This window comes from Brevibacterium marinum (assembly GCF_011927955.1).
In the GTDB taxonomy this organism is placed as follows: Bacteria; Actinomycetota; Actinomycetes; order Actinomycetales; family Brevibacteriaceae; genus Brevibacterium; species Brevibacterium marinum.
Genome location: NZ_JAATJN010000001.1, coordinates 3122840 through 3141508 on the forward strand (window position 1 = coordinate 3122840; position 18669 = coordinate 3141508).

Annotated in this window: 13 protein-coding genes; 8 read left to right on the top strand and 5 right to left on the bottom strand. The window is 65.5% G+C overall.

Going from position 1 to position 18669, the window contains the following annotated elements; genetic code table 11:
* Positions 1-35 precede the first annotated feature (35 nt).
* Both BKA07_RS13900 and BKA07_RS13905 read right to left on the bottom strand, forming a co-directional pair.
* Positions 36-3287: an ATP-dependent helicase gene (locus BKA07_RS13900; protein ID WP_245161954.1), complete on the bottom strand. Its 3252-nt coding sequence runs from the start codon at positions 3285-3287 to the stop codon at positions 36-38.
* Positions 3221-6442: a PD-(D/E)XK nuclease family protein gene (locus tag BKA07_RS13905; RefSeq protein ID WP_167951408.1), complete on the bottom strand. Its 3222-nt coding sequence runs from the start codon at positions 6440-6442 to the stop codon at positions 3221-3223. The genes BKA07_RS13900 and BKA07_RS13905 overlap by 67 nt, the downstream gene beginning before the upstream one ends.
* A 97-nt stretch (positions 6443-6539) precedes the next feature.
* Here BKA07_RS13905 and BKA07_RS13910 point away from each other — a divergent pair, with 97 nt between their 5' ends.
* Both BKA07_RS13910 and BKA07_RS13915 read left to right on the top strand, forming a co-directional pair.
* Positions 6540-7133, top strand: coding sequence for a TetR/AcrR family transcriptional regulator (locus tag BKA07_RS13910; RefSeq protein ID WP_167951409.1), 594 nt, complete (start codon positions 6540-6542; stop codon positions 7131-7133).
* Between the two features lie 92 nt (positions 7134-7225).
* Positions 7226-7447, top strand: coding sequence for a DUF3107 domain-containing protein (locus tag BKA07_RS13915; RefSeq protein WP_167951410.1), 222 nt, complete (start codon positions 7226-7228; stop codon positions 7445-7447).
* A 202-nt stretch (positions 7448-7649) separates the two neighbouring features.
* On the opposite strand, the gene BKA07_RS13920 is transcribed toward BKA07_RS13915, so the two are convergent.
* Positions 7650-8282, bottom strand: coding sequence for a ferritin-like fold-containing protein (locus tag BKA07_RS13920; RefSeq protein WP_167951411.1), 633 nt, complete (start codon positions 8280-8282; stop codon positions 7650-7652).
* A gap of 61 nt (positions 8283-8343) precedes the next feature.
* Between BKA07_RS13920 and BKA07_RS13925 the strand changes: the two genes are divergently transcribed.
* A complete protein-coding gene (locus BKA07_RS13925) occupies positions 8344-9810 on the top strand; it encodes a DEAD/DEAH box helicase (protein ID WP_167951412.1) in 1467 nt (488 codons plus the stop codon).
* 76 nt (positions 9811-9886) lie between these two features.
* Here the strand turns inward: BKA07_RS13925 and BKA07_RS13930 are convergent, their stop codons facing one another.
* Positions 9887-10744, bottom strand: coding sequence for a PHP domain-containing protein (locus BKA07_RS13930; protein WP_167951413.1), 858 nt, complete (start codon positions 10742-10744; stop codon positions 9887-9889).
* A 67-nt stretch (positions 10745-10811) separates the two neighbouring features.
* On the opposite strand from BKA07_RS13930, the gene BKA07_RS13935 reads away from it, so the two are divergent.
* Entirely contained in the window at positions 10812-12326 is a 1515-nt protein-coding gene (locus BKA07_RS13935; protein WP_167951414.1) for an aminopeptidase P family protein, read from the top strand.
* Positions 12323-13399 (top strand): P1 family peptidase, encoded by a 1077-nt coding sequence (locus tag BKA07_RS13940; RefSeq protein WP_167951415.1) that lies wholly within the window; start codon positions 12323-12325, stop codon positions 13397-13399. The genes BKA07_RS13935 and BKA07_RS13940 overlap by 4 nt, the downstream gene beginning before the upstream one ends.
* 67 nt (positions 13400-13466) lie before the next feature.
* On the opposite strand, the gene BKA07_RS13945 is transcribed toward BKA07_RS13940, so the two are convergent.
* Complete coding sequence (locus BKA07_RS13945; protein WP_167951416.1) at positions 13467-15392, bottom strand: calcineurin-like phosphoesterase C-terminal domain-containing protein; 1926 nt, start codon at positions 15390-15392, stop codon at positions 13467-13469.
* Between the two features lie 190 nt (positions 15393-15582).
* On the opposite strand from BKA07_RS13945, the gene BKA07_RS13950 reads away from it, so the two are divergent.
* Genes BKA07_RS13950 through BKA07_RS13960 form a run of 3 tightly spaced genes read left to right on the top strand, consistent with a single transcriptional unit; the run spans position 15583 to position 18559 of the window.
* Positions 15583-16857 carry a magnesium transporter MgtE N-terminal domain-containing protein gene (locus BKA07_RS13950; RefSeq protein WP_167951417.1) on the top strand — a complete coding sequence of 425 codons (1275 nt, stop codon included), beginning with the start codon at positions 15583-15585 and terminating at the stop codon, positions 16855-16857.
* A gap of 2 nt (positions 16858-16859) precedes the next feature.
* On the top strand, positions 16860-17411 hold the full coding sequence (locus tag BKA07_RS13955; RefSeq protein WP_167951418.1) for a DUF1003 domain-containing protein: 552 nt from the start codon (positions 16860-16862) through the stop codon (positions 17409-17411).
* Between the two features lie 23 nt (positions 17412-17434).
* A complete protein-coding gene (locus BKA07_RS13960) occupies positions 17435-18559 on the top strand; it encodes an Mrp/NBP35 family ATP-binding protein (RefSeq protein ID WP_167951419.1) in 1125 nt (374 codons plus the stop codon).
* Positions 18560-18669 lie beyond the last annotated feature (110 nt).

Sequence of the window (18669 nt, forward strand, 5' to 3'; positions counted from 1 at the left end):
GGGTCGGTGACGTCACACTTCGGCCGCGCAATGATTCACGTGCCGTCATTGGCCTCCAGCCACTCGATGATGTCGGCCTCCTCCGGCAGATGCTCGAACCTGACGATGTCGTCACTGCCGACGAAGTAGAAGGTTCCGGTCACCTCGGTGATCTCGGGGTGAGCTCGTCGGATGGCGAAGCGATAGAGCGCCAACTGCCATTTCATCACCTCCAGCGTTTTCTCATCCGGCCGTTTCGACGTCTTCCAGTCGACGACCTCCGCGTGGTCACCGGTGATGAAGACCGCGTCGATCTTGCCGGGGACTCTGAAGCGCCCGAGGACGAGTTCGAACGACATCTCGATGTGGTCGGCGTGCCGGGTCGCGAACTCCGAGCCGATGAACGTCTGCTGCAGCCGTTCGATCGTCGCCGAGTCGATGGCACGGACCTGCTGGTCCCCGTCGATGTCGATGCTCGCCTGCCCGAAGTGCTGCTCGACCCATGAGTGGAAGGTGGTCCCGATCTCAGCAGCCCGACTCGGTGGGTGCGGAACCGGCCGCAGTGTCTGGGTCATGAATTCCTGCGGGTCACGACGCCACGAGACGAGGGCGGTGGCCGAGAGACGTTCCGGGACGCTGCCCGTGCCGCGGGACCCCGGTCGTGCGCTGATGCGCAGAGCCTGACGCGCATATTCACCGACGAGGTTCGGTCTCTGTGCGAGTTCGTCGAGGCCGGCCGGTGCGGCGGCGCCGACCCATTCGGCCGCGCGACGGGCGGCCGAGACACGCTCCGTTCGCGGGACGGGCCAGATGCTGGTCTCGATCCGGTCCTCGGCGGACTCATCGGCGGGCTCGGGAATGTCGACGTCCATGTCGAGCGCTTCGATCGCTTCGGTGAGGAACGGGGACGGGGCATCGGGATTGGCACGAGCGCCCACCAGTTCGGCGCCCAGCCACAGGTGGTGCTTGGCGCGTGTGAACGCCACGTAGGCGAGCCGACGTTCCTCTTCCTCGTGTGCTTCGGCGATCGCCGGCTTGATGAACTCGTTGACCCAATCGTCGAGCTCCTTCTTGGTGTCGAACTCGGCGGTGCGCAGGTCGTAGTCGACCAGATGGGCGCGGTCTCCTCGCAGCGGGTAGGGCAGTGAGGTCCTGTCCATCCATCCTTCCTTGCTCCGCGGTTCCGTCGGGAAGTCCTTGACCACGAGGGACGGTACGGCGACTGCGTCGAATTCGAGGCCCTTCGAGGCGTGCACTGTCATGATGTCGATGGCATCGGCGGCGGAGTTCGGTTCGGCCACGCTGAGGGCGTCTTTCTCCTCCATCAGACTCAGCCATTCGAGGAATCCCGGCACAGACGGCTGGTCGGCCCCCGTCGAATACTGGCTCGCCGCGGAGAGGAACGAATCGATCGCAGAACGATGAAGGTTGCGCAGCGAATCGTTGAGAGCCCAGATGTCGGTGTCGACGCCCGTCTCGGTCATGGCGGTGCGGATGATCGAGGCGATCGTGCCGGAGCCGGAGCGAACATTGCGCAGGGCACGGGCCAGTCTCGCCAAACGTTCGAGGGCGGTAGTGCTCAGTCCCGAGCTGCGGAAGTTGTTGATCATGGTCCGTGCCCCGGGGAGATTCGCGCTGCCCGAAAGCGCATCGGAGAGATCGACGAGCTCATCGAGTCCCTCTACGATCGTCGGCTGGTCGATGGCCTCGGGGACGACTCCGGCCTCTCCCGGGTTCTCCCCCAGGAATTCGCTCAGGCGCGAATCGTTCTGCTTACGTGTGAACGTCTGCAGTGCGGCGATGTCTGCCGCGCCCAAACCCAGCAGACGCCCACTGACCAACCGCATGAGGCTGTTCCCTGCCATCGGATCGACTGCGGTCGTGAGCACGGCGCGCAGGTCGGCGACGAAGGGATCGCTCAGGAGACCGGAGGTGCCGTGGACGTGGACGGCGTAGCCGGCTGTCTCCAAGGCTGCCGCCACGGGCGCGAAATGCGTTCGTTTTCGGCATAGAACCGCCTTCGTCGCCCCCTCGGGGAGTCCGTCGACCCATTCGGTCAGTGATCTGAGTCCGACGGTGAGGTAGTCCGAGTCGTGGGCTCCCGAGCTGATGTCGGCGATCACGTCTCCCGCGCCTGCTCCTGCACGTGCCGACAGCGGCTTCTCCTGACCGCCGGCCAGCCCGCTCGCCGTGCGATTGGCGACCTTGAGAATCGTATGGTCATTGCGCCAGCTGGTGCTCAGCGTCAGGGCCGAAACGTCCTGGAAGTCCGCGGAGAAGCGGATCATGTTGTCGGCGCTGGCTCCTCGCCAGCCATAGATGGCCTGTCGGGGGTCGCCAACAGCGGTCACCGCGGTGGAGTGGAACAGGTCTTGCAGCAGCTTCAGCTGTGCAACCGAGGTGTCCTGGAACTCGTCGAGGAGAACGATCTTCCACCTGTGCTGTTCGGCGCTGCGGACCGAGGGCACCTGGTCGAGAATGCGCTGAGCGAACCGGACCTGGTCCGAGAAGTCCATGGCCAGGTTGCGACGTTTGGCGAGCATGTACTCACCGGCGAGCTTCGCTGTCCTGATCTTGGCTTCGAGCTTCGCCCTGCGACCATTGGGGTCGACGGGCTTGCCCTTGCTCGAGACCAGCGCCCGCAGACACTCGTCGAGATAGTCGGTGACCTCTTCGACGTCACGACCGTGGTCGTTCATCGCTGCGGACAACGAAATGATGTCGGAGATCATCGTCTCTCGGGCATTGTCGCCGGGGATGTCCTCCGGTCCGGCGGAGTCGATGATGTCTCCGGCGATCGTGTGGGCGGCGGCCTCATCGAGCAGCACCGTCTCGGGTTCGATGCCGATGCTCACCCCGTGTTCGCTGACGATCGATGCGGCATAGGAGTTGTATGTGGACACCGTCGGGTTGTCGAGACCGGGCAGAATCATCTCCGTACCGACCCCGAGACTGTGCCGCAGTCGGGCCAGGAGCACCCTGATCCGTCCGCCCAGCTCACCCACGGCCTTCTTGGTGAAGGTGAGGCCCAGGATCTCCTCGGGTGCGACGAAGCCGTTGGCCACGAGCCAGACGACGCGCTGCGAGATCACCGTCGTCTTTCCGGAGCCCGCGCCCGCGGTGACCTTCATCGACTGCTGCGGGTCGGCCTCGATGATGACTCTCTGCTCCTCGCTCGGCGGAAATGCCTGAGCGGGGTCGGCCGCGGTGAGACGGGCAAGCTGTTCGGCGGTGAAGCGCATCAGGACTCTTCCAATATCTGGGGCCCGATTGCCGGGCAGGAGGTACGGACGGGACAGCTCAGGCATTTCTGGGGTTCGACTCGTGCCTGGAATTCGGCGGCCCGCATGCGACCGGACACGTCATTGATGAGATCTCTGGCCCAACCGGGATCCTCATCGATCTCGAGCGCCGACTGCTCCCTCTTCTTCTGCTTCGTGTATCGCAGGAAGACGAGTTCGGCACCGTAGGCTTTGGCCTCGATCACCTGATCGTCACCGATGGTGATCGTGCCGGAGTTGATCGCCTCCTGATACACGCCGAGCTGGGCGTGGCGAGGCATGTCTTGGCCCGTGGGCGCGTTCTTTCCGGTTTTGAAGTCGACGATCCGGATGCCGTCTGCACCCTGCTCGACCCGGTCGAGGCGCCCGGTGACCTTCCATTCCTGACCGGACTCGTCGACCCCCGTGGCGTAGACCTGTACCTCGACGCCGATGGGTTCGCCCGGTGCCGTCTTGATGTACTCGCCGAGGCGGTCGGCCATCTTCATCGCCAGCGCGTGCTCGCGGTCCCGTTCCCATTCGGCGTCGAACTCGAGTGTTGTGAATTCTCGGTCGACGTATTCGCGGATCGCCGACGCGGGCCCCTGTGGATAGTTCTCCGCTGCAGCGTGGACGATGGTTCCCAGACTCTGTGCGAGCGAACCCGGCCGATCTCCCCCATTGCGCGTGAGGAACCAGCGCAGCGCGCAGTCGGTGAAGGACTCCACCTGAGACGGTGAGACCCTGACCGTGTCCTCCGGGGTGTAGAGAGGCTGCGACGAGGTGATGTCTTCGGCCTCACGCCATCGCTCGGGGCTCTCGATCGTGGATCCGGTGGCGGTCAGAGCCGCCATCAGCTGTGCCCACTCGCCCACGTCCTCCTCCGGAGTCTCCGCCTCGGGAGCGGAGGCGGCTGCCAAGAGTCGTGCACGAGTGTGTGCCGCCATCTCCGACAGGGACAACGGCAGGAGTTCGTCCTCGTGTGTGATCGCATAGCCGTCCGCATCCTCGGTGCCGCGCGCCGTTCGCGCTGCGAGGACGTCGAAGAACGGTGACGGGTTCCTATCCGCATCGGAGATGGCGGTGACGATGATGTGCTCTTCGGCGCGGGTCAGAGCCGTGTAGAAGAGCTCACCCTCTTCACGCAGGTTCTTCCGTTTGGCGTGGGTGTGGTATCCGGGATCGTTCGTCACCGTCTCCCCTGTCGACAGCACGGCGTTGAGATCGTCGATCCCGAGGATGCCGCCGCGGATCTTCGGATTCGGCCACACGCCGTCGTTCACCTCGGCGATGATGACCAGCGGCACCCGCAGATGTGCCAGGGAAGAGGGAGTTCCCACATGCACATGGTCATCCGCGCCGGCCTGCTCGGCCAGCGAGTCCTGGGCGATGTCCTGTTCTGCTACGATCCCCGCGAACGATCGAGCCGTGAATCCGCCTCGGTCGGAGATCTTCTCCGCCAGGGTGAACAGCCGCAGCACCGAGTCCAGAGCCGTGTTCGCATCCGAATCGGGCTCGCGCAGGGCCTCCCTCTGCCACTGCGCGGCCACTCCCGCGGCGTCCCAGATCGTCCAGAGCGCCTGGTGTGGGTCGAGCGACCCGACCGCGGCCGCGGCGTGCAGCATGGCAGAGATCGGGGCGAGCCCCGGAGGAGATGATTCATCGACATCGCTGCGCAGCGCCCGTGCCAGCGAGGTCGCACTGTCGGCTGCGGGGAAGGCCTTCCTCACCACGCGTTTGAAACGCCGGATCTGCACCGGGTCGAGGCGGACGTAGATGCTCCCGGCCAGGGACAGGGCCTGAGCGGCCAGCGCCTCGTCATCGTCGAAGTTCGGGGGGTGCGAGAGCAGCTCGAGCAGAGGGGCGGTCGCGGGGTCGATGCTCAGAGGCTGCACGATGTCCGCGGTCGCCACACCAGAGGCCCTCAGCTCGTTTGCGACGACCCGTGCCGTGGACGTGTTCCTGCACAGCACCGCCACATCCGACCAGGTGTGCCCGTCTTCGACGAAATTCGTCACTCTGCGTGCCAGATACCGGTAGCTCGAGGCAGCTCCCTCGAACACATGGGTCTCCACCCTCTCCTGTGTCTCGTCCGCGACCGCGTCCTCAACGGGGCCGTCCTCGGCCGAGGGGGATAAGGCAACGCTGGGACGCGGCATATGGCCCAAACCCCAGCGCGCGGTGATGCGTCGGCCGAAGTCATCGCTGACATCGACGACCTCGGGGTCGGTGTTCCCGACCTCAGGCAGGACCACGGTGGCGAAGTCGTCGTCGGCGGCGCTGCGGTCGATGATCGAGGCATCGGCTCCGTGGAAGCGCCCGGTCACCGTCTCCGGGCTGCCGAACAGCGCCAGTGCGCTTCCACGCTCACGCAGCTGCTGCAGGAGCCCCCAACTCGCGGCGGGGAAATCCTGAACCGCATCCGCCAAGACCACGGTAGGAACCTCATCGGGGGCGAAGGTCCACCGTCGTCCGGCGGTCACCTCGGCGGGTTCGCGCAGAATCTCGAACGCCGCACGGGCAAGGACTGTGGCCGAGTCCGTGCCGCCGTAGCCGGGCATGCTCATGATGTCGAGGTATTCGTCGAGGACCTCGGCCACGGCCTCCCACCGGGGATCCCGATGTCTGTCGAGGACGCGGGCCAGTGCGCTGCGTCCGAAGTCGAACACATGCTCCGGAGGCTGGTTCCCGTCCCCGTTGACGGGTGCCGGCACCCGAACGCCGAAGTCGAACTCCATCACTCGGTTGAGGACATCGCGGACCTCCGTCCGGAATGCCGATGTCGATCGCACCTCTGCCGTGATCTCCGCAGGCCAAGCAGGGCCGCGACCGTGTCCGAGTTCGTGGCCGGCGAGGAGATCGGCGAGGAACACGTCCTGATCGGCACCCGAGATGAATTCGAGGTCATCTCCTGTCTGCGTGGTGTGAGCCGCACGAGCGATGCCGTAGGCGAACGACGAGATGCTCCTCGCCGGTGCCGACGACAGCACGCCGTCCTTCGGCACGGCCAGCCGATTGCGCAGCACATCGGCGTGATCGCGATCGGGCGTCAGCACGAGAACCGAGGCCGGTGAGGTCCCCGACATGAGCCGGGCATACACGGACTCGAGCATCCTCGTCTTGCCCGACCCGGGACGCCCGACGACCGTCGCCGACTCCCCCGCGATCAGGTTCGCGCAGATCCTCTCAGACACATCATCCATATACGTATTCCATCATGAGCCGCTGACATGGGGCTGCAGTCACCGTCGCCCAGCGCGTTGACGAAATCTCGTCCTGGTTTTCGCGTAGCATTGAAGAATGTCGAGCCCCCAACAGAGACTGCCCCGTGAACAGCGCCGTGACCAATTGGTCGGGGTGGCACTATCGGTGTTCGCGACTCGCGGATACCGGACCACCTCGATGGACACGATCGCCGAGGCCGCCGGTGTGTCGAAGCCGGTCCTCTACCAGCACTTCGCCTCGAAGCAGGACCTCTATCTCGCGCTCATCGACGACTCCGCCGCACATCTCGACTCGGTCCTCGAGGCTGCGCTCGGCTCCACCGATGATCCGCACGAACAGGTCAGGGTGACCTATCGCTCCTACTTCGAATTCGTCATCTCCCATCGGGAGGAATTCATCATCCTCTTCAACTCGGATGTCTACGAACCGGAGGCTCAGCGGAGGATCCGCAGTCTCCGCGATCGCTCCGCCTTCCGCATCGTCGCGGCCTTGCAGAGCTTCACCGATCTCAACGACACCGACGCGAAGCTGCTGTGCCGGACGCTCATCGGCACCGCCGAGATGATCGTCAAGCAGCTCGATTCGACCAAGCAGCTCGATTTCGATGCGGCCGTCGGGCTGCTCACGCAGATGAGCTGGGGAGGCCTCCAATCGTTCACCACGAAGTGAGGTAGGACGACGGCCGTCGGGCGGGAAGAAATCACCACCGCGCTGACGTTAAGCTGAACACGACTCAAACCACGATCCGTACAAGGAGCACAATGGAAATCAAGATCGGCGTCAAGCAGTCACAGCGCGAAATCGTCATGGATTCGAATGAGTCCCCCAAGGATCTCGCCGCACGCGTCGAAGAGTCCGTCAAGGCCGAGTCACTGCTGTCCTTCACCGATGCGAAGGGCCGTCAGGTGTTCGTCCCGGCCGCTGCCCTCGCTTATGTCGAGGTCGGAACCGAGACTGCACGTCGGGTCGGCTTCGGCGCCTAAGCGAGAGCGCCGACACGGACGCGCCATCGCCATCGCCATCGCGTGATCATCCGTGGACGTCGGCCAGTGGCGCAGTCGTCGTGAATGATCTGGAGGCCCGGTTTCCGACCGGGCCTCCAGATCATTCACGCACCGCTTCCACGTCCGTCACTGACAGCGCCCGTCACTCACAGTGGGGTCATTGACGCACCGTTCGGCCGACTCAGGCCACGAGCCCCAGAGCCGACATCCGCTTGGAGTGGTTGGCCGTGACCGCGGGGATGGCCGCTACGACGAGCTCTTCGTCGATGCCGAGGACCGGATCGGTCAGGAGGTTGCGGGCACGGCCGAGGGTCTCGGCCACGAGTTTGCGTCCCCACAGTGCCAGACGTGAGGCCAGCTGGGTGTCATCGGAGACGTCGACGTTCAGGCGATTGCGCACATATTCAGTCGCACGTGTATCATCGAGAATTGTAATTGCCAGGCTGTATCCGGGCTCACTGAGCTCCTCCACTGCCGTGCGGTAGAAGTCATTCATGATTCCGTCGAAGACGAATCCCTTCATGAGGCTTTCGTGCCAGTCACGAGGACGCGTCCGTTCAGCCAGCACGGTGAACGTCGGCTCGAAATGCCGACAGAGCTCGACCGCATCCTGGCCCAATCGACTGATGTGCTGCGAGAGCTCTTCGAAGTTCGCAAAGGACAGAGAGGCCAACCGCGCCAAAGTGACTTTATCGTCCATGTGCACAGCGGTGGTCGCGTTGGTGGCCATTCGTTCGAAAGCGGTCAGCTCGCCGAACGCCAGAAGTGCGAGAGTCGCAGCATCATTACCGGCCAATGGGGCAGAATCGGGCATACGACAAGGGTACCGGTTCACGACCATGACGAGCGCGAGGGCGCTAAAAGGAGTTTGAAACATGGCGGAGACAGAACCAGATTTCGCTGAACTGGGAGTCGCTGGACCGATCGTGGCCTCCCTGGCCGCCTCAGGCATCACCCATCCCTTCCCGATCCAGGCGATGACGCTGCCCGTGGCGCTGTCCGGAGCCGACATCATCGGCCAGGCGAAGACCGGAACGGGCAAGACCCTGGGCTTCGGCATCCCGCTTCTCCAACGCGTCGTCGGCAAGGATGAGGACGGTGCCGCACCGGCCGATCCGGAGGCCACCCCCGATATGGTCTCCGGCACGGGCGAGACCCGCCTGCCACAGGCCCTGGTCGTCGTGCCCACACGTGAGTTGGCCAAGCAGGTCGCCGCCGATCTCGTCACCGCGTCATCGCAGCGTGACATCGACGTCATGACCATCTACGGCGGCATGGACTTCGACCCGCAGATCAAGCGCCTCAAGTCCGGTGTCGATGTCGTCGTGGGCACCCCCGGCCGACTCCTCGATCTTCACGGCCGCAAGGTCCTCAGACTGCACAAGGTGCGCACGGTCGTCCTCGACGAGGCCGATGAGATGCTCGACCTCGGGTTCCTGCCCGACGTGGAGAAGATCATCAACGCCGTTCCCGCGCACCGTCAGACGATGCTCTTCTCCGCCACCATGCCGGGTGCCGTCATCACCCTGGCCCGCCGCTACATGAGCCGGCCCACGCACATTCGCGCCCACGACAACGAAGACCTCTCGCTGCTGGGCAAGAACACGACTCAGTTCGTCTACCGCGCACACTCGATGGACAAGAGCGAGCTCGTCGCACGCATGCTGCAGGCCGAGGGACGCGGGCGGACCATCATCTTCACCCGCACCAAGCGGACCGCAGACAAGCTCGCCGCCGAACTCGGCGACCGCGGCTTCCAGGTCAGGCCCCTGCACGGCGACCTCGGTCAGGTTCAGCGGGAGAAGGCGCTGAAGGCCTTCCGCGATGGTGCCGTCGATGTCCTCGTCGCCACCGATGTCGCCGCACGCGGCATCGACATCGACGACGTCACCCATGTCGTGAACTACCAGTGCCCCGACGATGAGAAGACCTATGTCCACCGCATCGGCCGCACCGGTCGTGCCGGCAACACGGGCATCGCCGTGACATTGGTCGACTGGGACGACATGCCCCGGTGGCGACTGATCAACAAGGCTCTGGGCCTCGACCACGACGAACCGGCCGAGACCTATTCGACGTCTCCGCACTTCTTCGCCGACCTCGGGATTCCGAAGGGAACGAAGGGCCGTCTGCCCCGACAGCAGGCAGAGGACGCGAATGAGAGTTCGGGGTCCAAGAGTTCCGAACAGCGCCGAGGCGGTTCCTCCTCGGCAGGATCGTCGACAGGTGATGAGGGCCGGAAGAAGCCCCGCCGGAACCGCGAACGGCGACGCACCCGCGGTGGCCGGCCCGTGACGCGCGGCTCACGCTCGCACAACGACAGCCGGCCCAGCGCGGAGTGAGTCACCGCGCAGACGGACGAACGGCCCCGACCACGATGGTCGGGGCCGTTCGTCCGTCTGCGGAGGCACCTCGTTCTCACCCCTGGATGAAGTCGACTCCCCCATGACGGGTGCCGGCCCGCTCGAGCAGCTGCGAGAACATGTGGTCGGTCGTCGTGTGCTCACCGAGCCGATTGGGCTTGCCTGTGCCGTGATAGTCGCTCGAGCCCGTGATGATGAGCTCGTGTTCATGGGCGAGCCTGCGCATGACCTCACGCTCCGCCGGCGGGTTGTCTCGATGGTCGACCTCGAGTCCGTCGAGTCCCGCGGTGATGAACTCCGTCATCGCGGTGTCGGGGACCACCAGGCCGCGCATCGCGGCACGCGGGTGGGCGAAGATCGAGACTCCCCCGGCCTCCCTGATCAGAGCAATCGCGGTGATCGGATCGATCGTCGGCAGACTCACGTGATATTTGCCGCGACTGGAGAGGATCGAAGCGAATGCTTCGGTGCGTGATTCGACGATGTCCGCGGCCACCAGCGCGTCGGCGATGTGGGGCCTGCCGATCGTCGCGTCCTCACCGGAGACGGCGAGGACCGCATCCATGTCGATGGGATAGTCCTCCGCAAGGCGGTCGATGATCAGGTGCGTGCGATCGAGACGGGCGCGTCGGGTCTCTTCGACCACCTCGGCCAAGCCGGTGTCATAGGGGTCGTGGAGGTAGGACAGCAGGTGTACGCTGATTCCCTCATGGCGGCACGAGATCTCCATTCCGCGGACCAGGCCCAGGCCGTAGACCCTGGCGGCGGCCTCCGCGGGAGCCCACCCGGCCGTGGTGTCATGGTCCGTGATGCCGACCACATCGATGCCTTCCATCGACGCCTCGGACATGAGTTCGGACGGGGTCTGAGTCCCGTCCGAGAATGCAGTGTGCACATGGAGATCTATGACCATGCACCCAGTCTATCCGCAGTCACCTCGGATATTCGTACGGACTCTGGCCGGTGCATAGAATGGGACTATGACAGACCAGACTGCAGGCAGCTCAGAGTCCACCCAGGCCTTGGACGACCGCGTGAATAACCGTTCTCACCGACCCAACTCCCAAGCGTTCCGCGATTTCGTAGCCGAAGGCTGGGACCGGACCCCACTCGATGCGCAGGCTCTGGCAGCAGCCGGTTTCACCCCGGCACGACGGGCGAAGGTCTCCGCCGCCTTCCCCGGTGAGCGACTCGTCATCCCCGCCGGCGGCCTCAAGGTCCGGTCCAACGACACCGACTACCGGTTCCGCGCCCACTCGGCGTTCATCCACCTCACCGGGCTCGAAACGGATTCCGAACCCGACGCCGTCCTCGTCTTCGAACCGGAGGACGACACCCACAGTGTGACCCTCTACTTCCGTCCCCGTGCCGGTTCGGACACCGTCGAGTTCTTCTCCGACTCCAGATATGGAGAGTACTGGGTCGGACCCCGCGCCGATCTTGAGGCGATGTCGACGATGACGGGGATCGCCACGGAGAGCTCAGCAACCGTCGACGACGCCGTCACCAAGGACCTCGGGGCGATCTCGGTCCGACTCGTGCGTCAGGCCGATGTCCGCATCGACTCGGTCATCGATCTCGCCCGCACCCAGGTGCAGGCCGACCTTGAAACCTCCGAGGCCGGCGATGCGGAACTGGCTCAGCTGCTGTCGGAACTGCGTCTGATCAAGGACGACCACGAAATCGATGCCCTGCGCGAGGCCGTGGCCATCACCCGGTCCGGCTTCGACAACGTCGTCGCCTCTCTGCCAGACGCGCTGACGCACCGGCGCGGCGAACGCGTCATCGAGACCGCCTTCGAGACCGCGGCCCGCTCCGACGGCAACGGCGTCGGCTATGACACGATCGCGGCCTCCGGCAATCACGCCTGCACCCTGCACTGGATCCGCAATGACGGTGTCGTCCGCGAGGGTGACCTCGTTCTCGTCGATGCCGGGGCGGAGGCGGATTCCCTCTACACGGCCGACATCACCCGCACCCTGCCGGTCTCGGGTGCCTTCACCGATGTCCAGGCGAAGATCTACGATGCGGTTCTCGACGCCTCGGACGCGGCCTTCGCGGTCGCCGCCGACCACGTCAACCGTCAGGTGAAGTTCCGCGAGGTCCACGACGCCGCGATGGAGATCATCGCCGCTCGCCTCGAGGAGTTCGGGATCCTCCCGGTCTCAGCTGCCCAGTCGCTCTCGCCCGAAGGGCAGCAGCACCGCCGCTGGATGGTCCACGGCACCAGCCACCATCTGGGCCTCGACGTCCACGACTGTGCGCAGGCCCGGGCGGACATGTACCTCGATGCGGTAATCGAGCCCGGTATGGTCTTCACGATCGAACCGGGCCTGTACTTCAAGCTCGACGATCTGCTCCTGCCCGAGGAGTTCCGCGGCAACGGCGTGCGCATCGAAGACGACGTCCTCGTGACTGCCGAAGGCGTGGAGAACCTCTCCGCGGACTTCCCCCGCACCCGGGACGAGGTCGAGGCCTGGGTGCAGCGACGATGACTCCGCAGCCGTTCCGGGGCCGGGGGATCCTCGAGATCCCCGGGATCGCTGTGGGCCACGCCGGTCGACTCGACTCGGATCGGCTGACCGGACTCACCGCTGTCCTGCCACCATCGGGGGCACGGGCCGGCGTCGACGTCCGCGGCGGCGGCCCGGCCACCCATGAGACCGATGTCATCGCCCCAGGGACCCATTCCCACGGCGCCGATGCGATCGTCCTCACCGGCGGGTCCGCCCTGGGACTGGCGAGTGTGACCGGAGTCGTCGGCACCCTCGCCGAGGCGGGCCGTGGTTTTCCCGCCGCCGGGCTCGAGGGCACTCACATCCCGCTCGTCCCCGCCGCCGCGATCTTCGACCTGGGCAGAGGCGATGGGATCCCCCGTCCGCCCACGGCCGACGACGGCGCCGCAGCGGCCCGGGCCGCGCTGCGGTCCGTGAGCGAAGCCGAGCAGACGACGGAGGTCAGGGGCAGCCTCGGCGCGGGTCTGGGAGCTCGTTCGGGAATGCAGAGTATGCGCAGCTCGCTCGGATCCTCTGCGATCCGGCTGCCCAGCGGTCACACCGTCGCCGCCCTCGTGGCGGCGAACCCTCTGGGCACTATCGGAACCGCAGAGGGCGGCCTCTGGGCGCATCCCCTGCTGCGTTCGTTCGGATTCGATCTGCCGCGGGTCGCGACCTTGCCCGCACCGCCCGCGACAGAGGACCGGGCCGCCTCGGCGAAGAACACGACCATCGCCGTCGTCGCCACCGACGCGGCACTCGACCCCGCCCAGGTCACCCGAATGGCCTCGGGCGCACATGCCGGAATCGCCCGCGCGGTCCATCCCTCGCACACTCTCTTCGACGGCGACACCGTCTTCGGCATCGCGACCGGAGAGGTGGGCCTGTCGGAGGGATTCGCCGACTCCACACGCGATCTGGTCGCGATCACGGCCGCCGCCGCCGACGTTCTGAGCTTGGCGATCATCGACGCCCATGCCGCGGCCGCACCCGTTCCCGATGCATGGGGTCAGCCGCCGACGCTGCGCGACGTCTCCCCCGACTTCGCGGAGGCTTTCAGCGCGCTGCCCTGAGGCAGCACGCGCAGACGAGACCGGGCGCCGACATCGATGATGTCGGCGCCCGTCAGGTGTACATCGATCAGTTCGACTCGGCCTGGCGCGCCTCGTCGGAGTCAAGTCCCTCGGGGTCCTCGACCTTCTTCTCCTGCTGGGTGTCGAAGCCGTCGCTGTTCAGCAGCTTCGCCGACTGTGTCTCCGCGGCTTCCTCGTCCTCGACGACCGTGAACCGCAGCGTCTGCGTGTACTCGCGGCCGTAGCGGTCGGTGCCGGTCACCTCGGCGCTGTGCGTGCCGAGTCCGAGGTCATCAGGCAGCTGAGCGCGCCACAGGTGCGAGCTCGTCTGGCCGACGCTGCCCGAGGTCCGCAGGTTCTGAGAGGCCGTGTACGGGTCGGTGTACTCCCAGCCCTTCTGCAGCGCCTCACCCTCGCCGGGCTGTGTGTGCTCGGCGACGACGTTCTGCTTGCCGTCGAAGCTGACCTCGGCCCGGGCATCTGAGGTGCCGGCGAGGAAGCTCGAGGTCAGCCAGGTATCACCCTGTTCGAGGTCCTCACGGGTGACGACGCGTGAGGAGATCGACTCGGGTTCCGTGCCGGCCTTGTCGGCGTCCTGCCAATCCTGTGCCGTCTGCGCCCATTCTCGCCATGCGGGTGAGTTCACCCCCAGCAGCAGCTGGTGATCGGCGGATTCGTTGCGGACTGTGTAGCGCTCGCTGCGATCGGCACCGTCGAAGCCGAGGGTGAGCACGCCCGGCTCCGATCCGTCGCGGGTGAAGGCGTAGGGAAGGCCGTCCGCGTTGAGCCCGCCCGAATACCAGTCACCGGAGACGGCGCCCGCGACGATCTGGGTGTGAGAGAGTTCGTCGATGCCTTCGGCGGCCCATTCCTCACGCTGTTCGCCGGCGATGAGGTTCTCCTGCGTGTGCGTGTGCCCGCCGATGGTCACCGCATTCGGGTAGTCGGCGATGACGTCGTAGAGATCGGTCGCATCATCGACGATAACCTGCTGGTGGTCGACGATCGGAGCGTGCGTGGCGATGACCACATGTGCGCTCTTCGGCACGTTCTTCAGATCATTGGCCAACCAGTCGAGCTGCTCCTCACCGATGTTCTCCTTGTACTTCTTCGTCGACTCGTCGCCCGAGTACTCGATGCTGTCGAGGACGACGAAATGGGTCTTGCCGACATCGTAGGAGAAGTGCGAGGGACCGAACTGGTCACGGAAGGTGTCGAGCGCGTGGGCATCGTCGGGCGAGTCGTAGTCCTGGTCGTGGTTGCCCGGGGCCGCCCTGACAGGCCCGTTCATGCTCGAGTAGATGTCGCGTAGTTCGTCGTTGAGGCTGAGGTCATCACCGACGTTGTCGCCGAGGAGGAGGACTCCGCAGCCCTTGTAGTCGTTGCGGTCGGCAAGATCACCGACGGCACCGTCACGGGCGTAGCCCATCTCGGTCTTGTCATAGGCCTGCGTGTCCGAGGCGATCGCGCAGTCCTGCTTCGCCGAGGCTGTCGATTCCGACTCGATCATCGGGAAGTTCACGGCCTTGGGCGTCTCGCCCGTGGGTTCGATGCCGCCGTACTTGAAGTCGCCCGGCGACCCCTCCGGCATGTGGTTGTAGCTGAACTGCGCGAAATTGTCCGAGTCGACGGGCACCTGCCAGCCCGCGGGCTGGGTGACCGAGACCGTCATATTGTCGCGGACGGGAAGTTCATAGGTGCCGTCTCCGTCGGTCTGGGCGACATCGATGCCGTTGGTCACGGCGACGCCGGGAACACCGGTCTCGTCCCCGTCGAGCTTCGAGTTCTCATTGACGTCGTCGAACACCTGCCCCTGCAGGGTCTGCGGATCGTCCGCCTGACCGCGGTCTACCTGTACGTGACCTTCATAGAGTTCGGCGGGTGCCTCGGCCGCCTGTGCGGAGCTCGCTCCCGCGAACGGGGCCATCATGGCGAGGACGGCGCAGGCGCTCAGCCCGGTCACCGCGCTCGGTCGGAGTCGTCTTGGGGACATGGATGTCTCCTTGTTCTCGGTAGTCGGTGGTGCTGCCGAGAAGAGACATTAGGGAGACTGAGAGACAGCTGTGTGACAGCCGCACGACCCCTCAATGAACAACAAGTGATGTCGGAATGGCGGGGTTCGGCCGTCCCGCTCAGCCTCGCTTTCCACCCCTGGAGACCATGACCCGCGTAGGCTGGAGCGCATGAGTGGTCCACCGAAACGAGTCTTCGTCGCACGCCTCATCGCCGTCCCCGTCTTCGACCCCCTCGGAGACCAGGTCGGACGCGTCCGAGACGCCGTCATCGTCTACCGCGCCACCATGCGGCAGTTCCCCAGAGTCATCGGGCTCGTCGTCGAAGTTCCGGGCCGACGACGCGTCTTCGTCCCCATGGGCCGGGTGACGTCGATCGACTCCGGTCAGGTCATCACCACGGGGCTGGTGAACATGCGCCGCTTCGAACAGCGGCGCTCGGAGACTCTGGTCGTCAACGACCTCCTCGACCGTCGCCTGCGGCTGCGCGAGGACGACTCTCCCGTCCAGATCGAGGACGTCGGGATCGAGCAGCAGGTGAACAAGGACTGGGAGGTGACCCGTCTCTTCGTCCGCAGGGTCCAGGAGCGCAGTGCGTTCTCGGCCTTCCGCCGTCGCGGTGAGACGATGCAGATCTCCTGGACCGACACCGAGCACCCGGTCGATTCCGACGACGACCAGGAAGCCACCCAGCTGATCGCGGCCTACCAGGACACGAAGCCGGCCGACCTGGCCGACGTCCTGTTCGAGATGAAGCCCGAACGCCGTCTCCAGGTCGCTCGGGCCCTCGACGACGAGCGCCTCGCCGATGTCCTCGAGGAACTGCCCGATGAGACCCGGGTCGAGCTACTGACCGCCCTCGACACTCAGCGCGCTGTGACCGTGCTCGAAGAGATGGAGCCCGACGACGCGGCCGACCTCCTCGGTGAGCTCAGCGATGAGCAGGCCGAACGGTTCCTCACGCTCATGGAACCCGACGACGCCGAGGATGTGCGGACCCTGCTGTCCTACGATGATGACACCGCCGGCGGGCTGATGACCACAGAACCGGTGATCCTGACTCCAGAGACCACCGTCGCCGAGGCGCTCGCCCATGTCCGCAGAGAGGACCTCCCCGCAGCGTTGGCGGCGGCCGTCTTCGTCTGTCGGCAGCCGATCGAGACCCCCACCGGCAAGTATCTGGGCATCGTCCACATCCAGGAGATGCTGCGCCATCCGCCACACGAAGCCGTCGGCATCATGCTCGACACCGAGGTCGAGCCGCTGCCGCCCGACTCACCGCTCGGTGAAGTCACCAAACTGCTGGCGGCGTACAATCTGGTGTCGGTGCCGATCGCCGACGAGAACGACCACCTCATCGGCGTGGTCACCGTCGATGACGTCCTCGACGAACTGCTGCCCGATGACTGGCGGGTCAACGGCCGCGATGATCACAGGAGCAGATAAACATGGCTACCGACGATTTCGACATTCCCCGCACGAGCCGACGCAGGCTGCCCAACATCGCCATGTCTCCGGAGACCTTCGGCCGCGGCGCCGAGGGGTTCGCCCGCTTCATGGGCACTCCCGCCTTCCTCGTCGGCATGACCGTGTTCTGTGCCGTCTGGCTGCTGTGGAACACAGTTCTGCCCGAATCCTGGCAGTTCGACCCTCGGTCGCTGAACTTCACGCTTCTGACCCTGATTCTGTCCCTGCAGGCCTCCTACGCCGCACCGCTGATCCTGCTCGCGGAGAACCGCAGCACCGACCGTGACCGGGTCGAGTTCGAGCATGACAGGCAGCGGGCCGAACGCAACCTCGCCGACACCGAATACCTGGCCCGTGAGGTCGCGGCACTGCGGATTGCGATGCGAGAGGTCGCCACCCGCGACTTCATCCGCTCCGAGCTCAAGGACCTGCTCAAGGAACTCGAGGAGGATGCACAGGGGACCGCTGACGAGGACGAACGGGGTGACCGGGCCGACCCCGAACAGGTAGGCTGGAGGCCCCGAGACGAGTGATCGGGAGGAGAAAGGACGTGAACATGAGTGGTCCATCCGAGGACGCTGTCAGGGAAGCCCTCACAGGAGTCATCGACCCGGAGATCCGCCGCAGCATCGTCGAACTCGACATGGTCGAGTCAGTCAGCATCGACGGGGGGACGGTCACCGTCACCGTCCTCCTCACGATCTCCGGCTGTCCGCTCAAGGACACCATCACCAGGGACACCACCGAAGCGGTGTCCAAGGTCGACGGTGTCACCGATGTGTCCGTGATCCTGGGCACCATGACACCCGAGCAGCGCACCGCGATGCGCGAGAAGCTCCAGGGCAGCGGCACAAGCCGTGACGTTCCGTTCAATCGTCCGGATTCCCTCACCAAGGTCTACGCCGTCGCGTCCGGCAAGGGCGGTGTGGGCAAGTCCTCGGTCACCGCGAATCTCGCCGTGTCACTGGCTCAGAGCGGGCTGCGGGTCGGCGTCGTCGATGCCGACATCTACGGATTCTCGATCCCGGGAATGCTCGGGCTCAGCGGCAAACCGACACGAGTCGACGACATGATCATTCCCCAGGTCGCCCATGATGTGAAGGTCATGAGCATCGGCATGTTCGTGCCCCCGAACCAGGCCGTGGTGTGGCGTGGTCCGATGCTCCACCGTGCCCTCCAGCAGTTCCTCACCGATGTCTTCTGGGGCGACCTCGACGTCCTTCTGCTCGACCTTCCACCGGGCACCGGCGACATTGCGATCTCCGTTGCCCAGCTGCTGCCGAACTCCGAGCTGCTCGTCGTCACGACCCCCCAGCAGGCGGCCGCACAGGTCGCGGAGCGGGCTGGATCGATCTCGACGCAGACCGATCAGCGACTGGCCGGAGTCATCGAGAACATGTCCTGGATGGAGATGCCCGATGGCACGCAGATGGAGATCTTCGGCTCAGGAGGCGGAGCACGGGTCGCTGAGAACCTGTCCGAATCACTCGGTTCGCAGGTCGAGCTCCTGGCCCAGGTGCCTCTCGACACGCAGGTGCGCGAAGGATCGGACGTCGGCATGCCGGTGGTGCTGGCCCATCCCGGCTCTCCCGCCGCCCAGTCATTCTCCTCATTGGCATCGAGCCTGGCACACCGCTCGCGCGGCCTGTCCGGCCGTTCGCTCGGCCTCAGCCCGGTCTGAGCCCTCCGGACCACGACCGGCTTCGGTCGTGTTGCGATCGGTTCCGCCGCTGACCACCCCGGACCATGTTCGGTTCCGTCGCGGCGACTGGGGATCAGCACCCTTGCGGC